The 8,716-nt window shown below is 71.2% G+C and carries 8 protein-coding genes and 1 pseudogene; 3 read left to right on the forward strand and 6 right to left on the reverse strand.

Going from position 1 to position 8,716, the window contains the following annotated elements:
* A partial coding sequence (locus GUY60_RS29545; protein ID WP_161703287.1) for an ATP-binding cassette domain-containing protein occupies positions 1-364 on the reverse strand: 364 nt, incomplete at its 3' end.
* A gap of 93 nt (positions 365-457) precedes the next feature.
* Here GUY60_RS29545 and GUY60_RS29550 point away from each other — a divergent pair.
* Entirely contained in the window at positions 458-958 is a 501-nt protein-coding gene (locus tag GUY60_RS29550) for a GbsR/MarR family transcriptional regulator (protein ID WP_161703288.1), read from the forward strand.
* A 40-nt stretch (positions 959-998) separates the two neighbouring features.
* Here GUY60_RS29550 and GUY60_RS29555 read toward each other — a convergent pair whose 3' ends face one another.
* A complete protein-coding gene (locus tag GUY60_RS29555) occupies positions 999-1,856 on the reverse strand; it encodes a diacylglycerol kinase family protein (protein WP_312866478.1) in 858 nt (285 codons plus the stop codon).
* A 185-nt stretch (positions 1,857-2,041) separates the two neighbouring features.
* Between GUY60_RS29555 and GUY60_RS29560 the strand changes: the two genes are divergently transcribed.
* Both GUY60_RS29560 and GUY60_RS29565 read left to right on the forward strand, forming a co-directional pair.
* On the forward strand, positions 2,042-3,325 hold the full coding sequence (locus GUY60_RS29560) for an adenylosuccinate synthase (protein WP_161703290.1): 1,284 nt from the start codon (positions 2,042-2,044) through the stop codon (positions 3,323-3,325).
* Positions 3,326-3,430: 105 nt separating this feature from the next.
* Positions 3,431-4,018: a Uma2 family endonuclease gene (locus GUY60_RS29565; protein WP_161703291.1), complete on the forward strand. Its 588-nt coding sequence runs from the start codon at positions 3,431-3,433 to the stop codon at positions 4,016-4,018.
* Between the two features lies 1 nt (position 4,019).
* Here the strand turns inward: GUY60_RS29565 and GUY60_RS29570 are convergent, their stop codons facing one another.
* The 4 genes and pseudogenes from GUY60_RS29570 to GUY60_RS29585 all read right to left on the reverse strand — a co-directional run.
* A complete protein-coding gene (locus GUY60_RS29570) occupies positions 4,020-5,951 on the reverse strand; it encodes a serine/threonine-protein kinase (RefSeq protein ID WP_161703293.1) in 1,932 nt (643 codons plus the stop codon).
* A 105-nt stretch (positions 5,952-6,056) separates the two neighbouring features.
* On the reverse strand, positions 6,057-6,437 hold the full coding sequence (locus GUY60_RS38300) for a hypothetical protein (protein ID WP_187370157.1): 381 nt from the start codon (positions 6,435-6,437) through the stop codon (positions 6,057-6,059).
* A gap of 23 nt (positions 6,438-6,460) precedes the next feature.
* Positions 6,461-8,005, reverse strand: a complete 1,545-nt coding sequence (locus tag GUY60_RS29580; RefSeq protein WP_161703295.1) for a PstS family phosphate ABC transporter substrate-binding protein — start codon at positions 8,003-8,005, stop codon at positions 6,461-6,463.
* A 99-nt stretch (positions 8,006-8,104) separates the two neighbouring features.
* Positions 8,105-8,716 (reverse strand): annotated as a pseudogene (locus GUY60_RS29585) (serine/threonine protein kinase); the annotation flags it as partial.

Genomic DNA, 8,716 nt, shown 5'->3' on the forward strand with positions numbered 1-8,716 from the left:
CCCGTCTCCCGCCACCGCCCTGCCTGACGCGCTTCGCGCGGCCCTCCTGACGCAGCCGCCCGTACAGGTCGATGACCTCGCCGCCGCTGAGGTTGCGCCACAGGGTGACATCGCCGGGCACGTACGCGATCCGGCGGTGCAGGGCGACGGCGTCGCTCCACGGGTCCCTGCCGAGCAGCTGGGCGGCGCCCGAGTCGGCGCGCAGGAGTCCGAGGAGTACGCGGATGGTGGTGGACTTCCCGGCGCCGTTGGGCCCGAGGAAGCCGTGCACCTCACCGGCCTCGACGTCCAGGTCGAGGCCGTCGAGTGCGTGTGTCCGTCCGAACGACTTGTGCAGTCCGGAGACAGTGATTGCCTTCGTCATGCTTCTGAACGTACGGTAGTTTCACAAACTTGTGAAGTTAAGGAAGCGTATAAACTCGGCCGGAACGCGAGGACCAGGGGAGATGATCGGGTCATGGGTCAGCAGGGGAATCCGGGGCGGAGCGAAGAGGACGTCGCGCGCTTCGTGGAGAAGTTCGCGGGCGTCTTCGTCGAGGCGGGCGTCCAGCGCATGCCCGCCCGCGTCTTCGCCGCGCTCCTCGCCTCCGACTCCGGCGCCATGTCGTCGGCCGAGCTCGGCGAACAGCTCCAGGTCAGCCCGGCCGCGGTGTCCGGCGCGGTGCGCTACCTCACGCAACAGCACATGGTCTCCCGCGAACGCGAACCCGGCACCCGCCGCGACCGCTACCGCGTCCACAACAACCAGTGGTACGAGGCGCTCGCCAACCGCGACCAGATCATGAAGCGCTGGGAGGAAGCCCTGCGCGAGGGCGTCGACAGCCTCGGCGCCGATACGCCCGCCGGCCGGCGGATGTCGGAGACGCAGGCGTTCTTCGAGTTCGTCGGCGGGGAACTGCCCCTGTTGCTGGACCGCTGGCGCTCGCGGCGCGAGGAGCTGTTCGGCGGGCAGGCCTGAGCGGGCGGGCCTGAGCGGGCGTGCCGCCGCTCGGCTCAGCTCAACTCGGCAGCGTCAGCGCCCACGCCCCCGGCCGTACCGTCCACGTCCTCGCCCTGACCGGGCCCGCGGTCGTCGTGTCCGCCCGGTAGCGGAAGTCCGGGCCCGAGACCGTCACGGTGCGCGCCTGGGCCCGCACCAGCGAACCCGCCGCCGCGGCCCGCACCTCGACCCGCGCCAGGCCGCCGCGCAGCGTCCGTACCGACACCGCCTCGACCGGCTGGTCCAGGTCGGCGAGCGTCACGCCGTCCGCCTCCACCCGCAGCCGCGCCGTGCCGGGCGCCGACGGAGCCTGCGGGGCGGGCCGGACCAGGGTGCGGACGAGCGACCGGCAGGTGCCGAGCAGCGAACCGGGAGCGGCCGTGCCGTCCGGCTCCATGGACGCCCCCGCCGGGATGGCGAGCCGCCCGATCACCACGCCGTCGCTGTCGTCCACGAGCAGATCGAGCCGCCGCGGCGCCCCGTCGAGCACCGCGCGGGCCGCCGCCACCGTGCCCGTGGGCACGCCGAGCGCGTGCGCGAGGCCGGTCGCCGCACCCACCGGGACCAGGGACAGGACCGCCGACGCCAGCTCCCGCTCCCGGTGCAGCACCGTGACCGCGCGCAGCAGCGCTCCGTCGTCGCCCACCACCACCGGCCTGCGGGAACCGCGCCGGGTCAGGGCGCGGGCGAATTCCTCCGGGCCGTCCGGCAGACACACCTTCGCGGGCCCGCCCTCGGCGCCCGCGCACAGCACGTCCCTGGCGATCCGGACCGCCTCTCCGTCGGCCGCTCGGGCCGCTGGATCGATCACCACCAGGAGCGGCGTGGACGGCTGAAGGGGCTGCGCGCTGTGCCCGGCGGGCTCTGGAGCCGACACCTCGGTCCTTCCTCGGGTAGCATCTTTGTGCAAGAGCCCCTTGCGCTATTGCGCCAGGGGCTTCGTCTATTCCGGGGCACCGGTCCGACGGGTGCGGCCAACGAGGGTCGCCGGTATGCGCGTTCACATGAGTACGCGCATGCCCCAGACCTTGGACATGCCCCGCCCGGAAGGGGTGTACGCCTGTGCCCGCACTTGTGCTGCTCGGTGCTCAGTGGGGTGACGAGGGCAAGGGGAAGGCCACCGACCTGCTCGGTGGCTCAGTTGACTATGTGGTGCGCTACCAGGGCGGCAACAACGCCGGCCACACGGTTGTCGTAGGTGACCAGAAGTACGCGCTCCACCTGCTCCCCTCCGGAATCCTCTCGCCGGGGTGCACCCCGGTGATCGGGAACGGAGTCGTCGTCGACCCGGCAGTGCTGCTCTCCGAGCTGAGCGGCCTCAACGACCGGGGTGTTGACACCTCCAAGCTCCTGATCAGCGGTAACGCCCACCTGATCACCCCGTACAACGTCACCGTCGACAAGGTGACGGAACGCTTCCTCGGCACGCGGAAGATCGGCACCACGGGGCGCGGCATCGGCCCGACCTATGCGGACAAGATCAACCGCGTGGGCATCCGTGTCCAGGACCTCTACGACGAGTCGATCCTGGAGCAGAAGGTCGAGGCGGCCCTGGAGCAGAAGAACCAGCTCCTGGCCAAGGTCTTCAACCGCCGCGCGATCGAGGCGGACAAGATCGTCGAGGAGATGCTGACCTTCGCGGACCAGCTGAAGCCGTATGTCGCGGACACGACGCTGATCCTCAACAACGCCATCGACGAGGGCAAGGTCGTCCTCTTCGAGGGCGGCCAGGGCACGCTCCTGGACGTGGACCACGGCACGTACCCCTTCGTGACCTCCTCGAACCCGACCGCGGGCGGCGCCTGCACGGGTGCGGGCGTGGGCCCGACGAAGATCAGCCGGGTCATCGGCATCCTCAAGGCGTACACCACGCGCGTGGGCGCCGGACCGTTCCCGACGGAGCTGTTCGACGAGGACGGCGAGGCGCTGCGCCGTATCGGTGGCGAGCGCGGTGTCACCACCGGCCGTGACCGCCGCTGCGGCTGGTTCGACGCCCCGATCGCCCGCTACGCGACCCGCGTGAACGGCCTGACGGACTTCTTCCTCACCAAGCTCGACGTCCTCACCGGCTGGGAGCAGATCCCGGTCTGTGTGGCGTACGAGATCGACGGCAAGCGCGTCGAGGAACTGCCGTACTCGCAGACCGACTTCCACCACGCGAAGCCGGTGTACGAGTACCTGCCGGGCTGGTCCGAGGACATCACCAAGGCCAAGTCCTTCTCCGACCTGCCGAAGAACGCGCAGGCGTACGTGAAGGCCCTGGAGGAGATGTCCGGGGCGCCGATCTCCGCGATCGGTGTGGGTCCGGGCCGGGACGAGACGATCGAGATCAACTCGTTCCTCTAGTCAATTCGGTTCGAACGTTCACTCGAAGGGGTGGGCCGCTTCTGAAGCGGTCCGCCCCTTTGTCGTGTCCGGCGACACTGGCGTCCATCAGGAAGGGAGTGCAGCATGACGGTTATGGCAGAGCGCACGTCTCAGATGTCGGTGGAGGACTTCGAGGAACTGTCCGCCGCCGCGCCCGAGACCGTCACGTTGGAGTTCATCAACGGTCGGCTCGAGGTGAAGCCTGTGACAGACAACAAGCATGCGGCGCTCATTGCGTGGCTGGTCAGGCAATGTATGCAGGCTCGCCCGGAGCTCGATCTGGTCACAACCCAGCAGCTGAAGGTCGAGCGCTACCGCAAGGGCCGTGCTGTCCCGGACGGGACACTCGTGCCGATCGACCATCTCATGGACCAGGACGAAGATTGGGCCGATCCCAAGGGCGTACTGATGACCGTCGAGGTCACCTCGTACGACTCCGACACGGAAAGCCGGGACCGCCGGGAGAAGCCCGCCGCATACGCGGCCGCGGGTATTCCGGTCTATCTGCTGGTCGACCGGGACCGACAGGCGCTCCTCGTCCACACCGGTCCGGACCTCGATCACGGCCAGTACCTGCACGTGGACATCGTCCCCTTCGGCGAGAAGACAACGCTGCCCGAGCCCGTCGGTATCGCCCTCGACACGGAGCCCCTGAAGAAGTACGTCCGCTGACTCACCCGACCCGGGTCAACCGCACCGCGATCGACTCCGGATAGCGCAGTTCCAGCTCGTTCTCCGACTTCCACGTGATGGTCTCGGCGACGCTGTGCGGGCAGCCGATGTTCCGGGGCGTGGTCGGGTCGAGTTCCATCGGGCTCAGGGTGACCGTGTTCTTCGCGGCGACGACCAGTTCCGCGCTGCCGTTGCAGCGGTAGTCGATCGACCAGCCGGTGTACTTGGCGACCCTGGTGCCCGCCGGGCCCTGCTCGATCTTCAGGGTGCCGGTCATCTCCGACTTCCACGTGCCGAGGAACTTCTCCGGGATCGGTCGGGCCGTCGGCCGGGTCCGCCGCAGCTCGGCGCTCTTGTCCCCGGTCGTCCAACTCAGCCTGCCCGACGCCAGCTTGAGGCTTTTGACCCGGTTCAGGTCGCACTTGCTGACGGAGTCCTTGTGGCGCACCCACTTCACGGTCCGGTACGCGGACAGCGGCACGGTGCCACGGCTCATGTCCCCGGCCTTCGACGTGACCTTGCAGTACGCGTCGGGGGTCAGATACGCGAAGGCGGCGGTCTTCTTGTCCCGGTCGAGGGTGACCCGCAGAAACTCGTGCTCGTCGGAGACGGAACTCTCCGAGTGCTGCACGAGCCCTTCCCAGGTGCCGTCGACGGAGGCCGCCTCCGGCTTGGCCGGCCCGGAGCCCTGGCCTCCGGAGCCCTCGCTCCCGGAGCTCTGGCCCTGGGAGCCGGCCAGGTCGCTGTCGTCGTCCGGGGTCTCCCCGCTGCGCAGGACGAACGCGATCCCGGCCGCGGCGACGACCGCGAGGACGGTGGCGGCGGCGACCCAGGCGACCCGGACCGCCCGCGACCGGGTACGGGAGCGGGAAGGGGAAGGGGTCACGGCGTGCGCGGTCACCGCGTACGGGTCCGGCTGCGGGGTCGCGGGCGCCTGCGCCGCGTACGGCTGTGGCGCGTACGCCTGCGGGGCCGGGGCCGGGGGCGGTGTCGCGTACGGGCCGGGCGCGGTGGACAGCTGGGTCGGCGGGGCGTCCGCGTCGAGGAGCTGGGCGGTGCGCCGGCCGAGGTCGGCGAGCAGCGCACCCGGCAGCCAGGCGCTGCCGGGGCCGATCGCCGCGTCCCGGGTGCGCGCGAGCAGCTGGGGCACCGAGGGCCGCGCCTCCGGCGTCTTCGCCAGGCAGTCGCGTACGAGAGCGAGTACGGCTTCGGGCAGGCCGGTGAGGTCCGGCTCCTCCTCGGCGATCCGGAACATCACCGCGTGCATCCCGCTGTCCGCCGTACCGAACGGCATGCCGCCGGTGGCCGCGTACGCGAGGACCGAGCCGAGGCAGAACACGTCGGACGCGGGCGTGAGCCGCTGCCCGCGCACCTGCTCGGGCGACATGAAGCCGGGGGAGCCGATGACGGCACCGGTGTTCGTCCTGATCCCGTCGACCGCCGGATCGAGGGCGCGGGCGATGCCGAAGTCGATGACGCGCGGCCCGTCGATGGTGAGCAGCACGTTGGACGGCTTCAGGTCGCGGTGCACCAACGCGGCGCCGTGGATGGCCTCCAGGGCGTGCGTGAGACCGGCCGCGAGGGCGAGCACGGACGCCTCGGGCAGCGGCCCGTGATCGCGGGCGACGACGGTGTGCAGATCGGGACCCGGTACGTAACCGGTCGCCACCCAGGGCGTCTCCGCCTCGGTGTCCGCGTCCAGGACGGGCGCGGTCCAGCGCCCGCCGACGCGCCGGGCGGCGGCCACCTCGCGGGTGAACCTCCGGCGGAACTCGGGGTGTTGGGCGAACTCGGCGTGGATCACCTTCACGGCGACGGTACGGCCGCCCTCGGAGCGCGCGAGATACACGCGGCCCATTCCGCCCGCGCCGAGCCGGGCGAGCAGCCGGTAGCGGCCGATGCGGGGCGGATCTTCAGTTGTCAACGCGTCCACCCGCCCGACTGTAGTCCACGGTGCGCGGCCGCGAGCAGGGACGGCGGTTCCGGCTGATCCCGACGGATCCCGGTTGTTTTCAGGGGAGTTGAGGGATTGGGGTGGCTACTCGGCCCCCGGCTCCTCGGTGTGCATCCCGTCGTTCAGGCTGAACGTGGGAGAGGGCTTCGGCGGCGTGGAGGACGGGCTCGGCAGGTCCGAGGGGGACGGTGTGGGCGAGGCCGGGTCCGACGCGGACGGTGTCGGGTCGGAGCCGAAGTCGAACGTCGGGTTGTCGTCGACGGGCGGGCTCCACGGCGTCGGCTGCGGCGGCGGTTCGAAGGGGCCGGACTTGGTCTCGATGAGGACCATGAACACCACGAAGACGATCAGGCTCGCGACGGTGAGCGCGAGCCCGACGGGGTTGTTCACGTTGTAGACGTACCGGCTGGTGCCCCACTTGCTCCGCTTGAACACCGGCTCGTGGTCGTCGTCCCGCTGCGTCATCCCCGCACCCTAGGCGGGCCGTGTCACGGTTCGATCTCCGGCCCGTCCCCGCACACCCGCAGTCCCTCCGGCGCCGCGCACGGCACATGGCCGTGGGTGCGGATCACGTCCTGGCCGCTGCCGCGCATCGTGTAGTTGAGGAAGCTGGAGGCGAGCGAGTCCGCGGGCGGCCGCCCGTACGTGTAGGCGTGCTCGATCTCCCGGAACGGGTACGAGGAGCCGGCGATGTCCTCGATCGTCGGCGCCGCCCCGTCCAGGCTGATCCGGTGCAGGCCCTTCGGTACGTCGGCGGAGCGCAGTTCCGCGTACCCGATCGCGCCCGGCACCTTCGCGACCGAGGTGAGCAGCTCCTCGGTGCTGTCGGCCTCGCAGCGCACGAGGGCCGCCTTCGGGTCGTCCTTGCGGATGCAGTCGGCGGACGAGGGCGCGGACTCGAAGCCGCGCAGGATGCGGCGCTGGAACACCGCGCGCGTACCGGAGTTGGAGTTCCGGCTGACCAGGACCACCGGCAGTGCGGGCAGCGCGGGGTCGAGCTCGCGCCAGGTGCGGAACTCGCCGCGGTAGACGCGGCGCAGGTCGGCGAGGGAGAGGTTCTTCAGCGGCACGCGGTCGCTGAGGACCATCGCGAACGACGACACCGCGACCCGGTTCTCCCGAAGGCGCGGGTGGCCGCTGGGCTTCGGCCCGTCGGAGAACGCGATCAGGGCCGGGGCGGAGGCCGCGGCGGCACCCTTCTCGTCGAGCTCGTTGATGCCGGGCGCGCTGCCGTGCGCGTCGACCTCGATGTCCGAACCGGGGCAGTCCTTCTCGTACTTGTCGGCCAGTTCCTCGGCGACCGGCTTGAACGCCGTGGACCCGACGACGGTGAGCCGGCCCTCGGCGCAGCCCATCGGCGGCGGTACGTCGTCGCCGACCACGATCAGCGTCGACAGGGCCATCACGGAGAGCGTGAGCAGCCCGGTGAGCAGCCGGGCGGGGCGGCTGAGCAGCGGGGGCGTGTCGTCGGGTGTGGTGCTGCGGTTGGGCCGCACCTCGCCGTCCCGGATGCCGCCGGTGATCCGTACGTCGTCGCCGACGTGCCCGCCGGTGAGCAGCACGAGAAGCTTGAAGTGCTCGCCGTGGTTGAGCGGTACGCGCGGGATGCGCAGCGTCGACCCGCTGTGCCGCAGCCCGAAGGTCGGCGCGAAGTGCTCCATCAGGTGCCCGGTGTCGCCGGGCTGCGTGACCGCTATGCCGCGGATGACGCGCCCGCTGAACTCGGCGGTCAGGCCGTGCGGTTCACGCCCGGTGTAGTCGTCGCCCGCGATGGACTGCGAGCCGTCGTTCTCCACCCGCAGCAGGACGAGGGTGGCGTCCGTCATCGACGGGTCCTCGTCGAACAGGCCGAGCCGCACCGTGGCGCGTCCCCCGCCCTCCTCGCTGCCGATGGGCGTGTCCATCTGCACGCGGTAGCCGATCCGCTTGCGGCGCGGCACCCTGCGTTCGTACCAGAGGGCAGCGAGCGAGGCGAAGACGCCAAGGAGAGCGGTGCCGACCGCGATCACATTCTCCGCGCTGAGCCAGTCCACGGGGGGACGGTACGAGCGGTGGCACGCGTTCCGGCCACCAAGTCCCTTTGTTTCGCCTGCTGTTCACCGCGTGTACGGGAAGGGCGTGCCGTTCACCGTTCAGCGGGTGTACGTGAGGGGCGTGCCGTCGCTGCCGATCAGTTCGCGGACGAGGGTGGCGTCGTCGGGCATCGTCACCTCGCTGACCTCGCCCGGCTTGCACCGGTCCGGGTCGCCGCGGGTGACCTTGGAAGGGCCGAGGACGAGTGCGGTGCCGGTCGCCGAGCGGAGGGTCGCGGTCCAGGCGCAGTCGTGGTTCGGGCCGCTGCCCTCCAGGCGCATGACCTGCTCGCCGGGGGCGCCCTGGGTGAGGGTCAGGACACGGGTGTTGGTGCCGCCGCCCGCTTCGAAGCCGGCCCGCCAGGTGCCGAGGTATGCCTCCGGGATCGCGCCGCGCCCGGTGCCGGTGGTCGGGGGTGCGGTGGGCGAGGGGCGGTCGGTGCGGCCCGTCCCTTCGCCGCTCATCAGCGCGTACACGGAGCCGCCCGCGCAGATCCCGACGGCCACCGCGACGGCGATGAGCAGCACGGTGGCCCGGCCGTTGCGCCGCACCGGGGGCACCGGCTGCTCGTGCCCGGTGGTCCGCGCGTACCAGTCGTCCGTGCCGAACACGGGCCCCGGCGGTCCGTACGAGGGCAGCGCGGGCGGCGGGTGCCCGTACCCCACAGGGTG

The organism is Streptomyces boluensis, assembly GCF_009908195.1.
Lineage (GTDB): Bacteria > Actinomycetota > Actinomycetes > Streptomycetales > Streptomycetaceae > Streptomyces > Streptomyces boluensis.

Coding starts and splice junctions, on each gene's coding strand:
- GUY60_RS29550 (WP_161703288.1), top strand. CDS start 458: ATGGGTCAGCAGGGGAATCCGGGGCGGAGCGAAGAGGACGTCGCGCGC.
- GUY60_RS29565 (WP_161703291.1), top strand. CDS start 3,431: ATGACGGTTATGGCAGAGCGCACGTCTCAGATGTCGGTGGAGGACTTC.
- GUY60_RS38300 (WP_187370157.1), bottom strand. CDS start 6,437: ATGACGCAGCGGGACGACGACCACGAGCCGGTGTTCAAGCGGAGCAAG.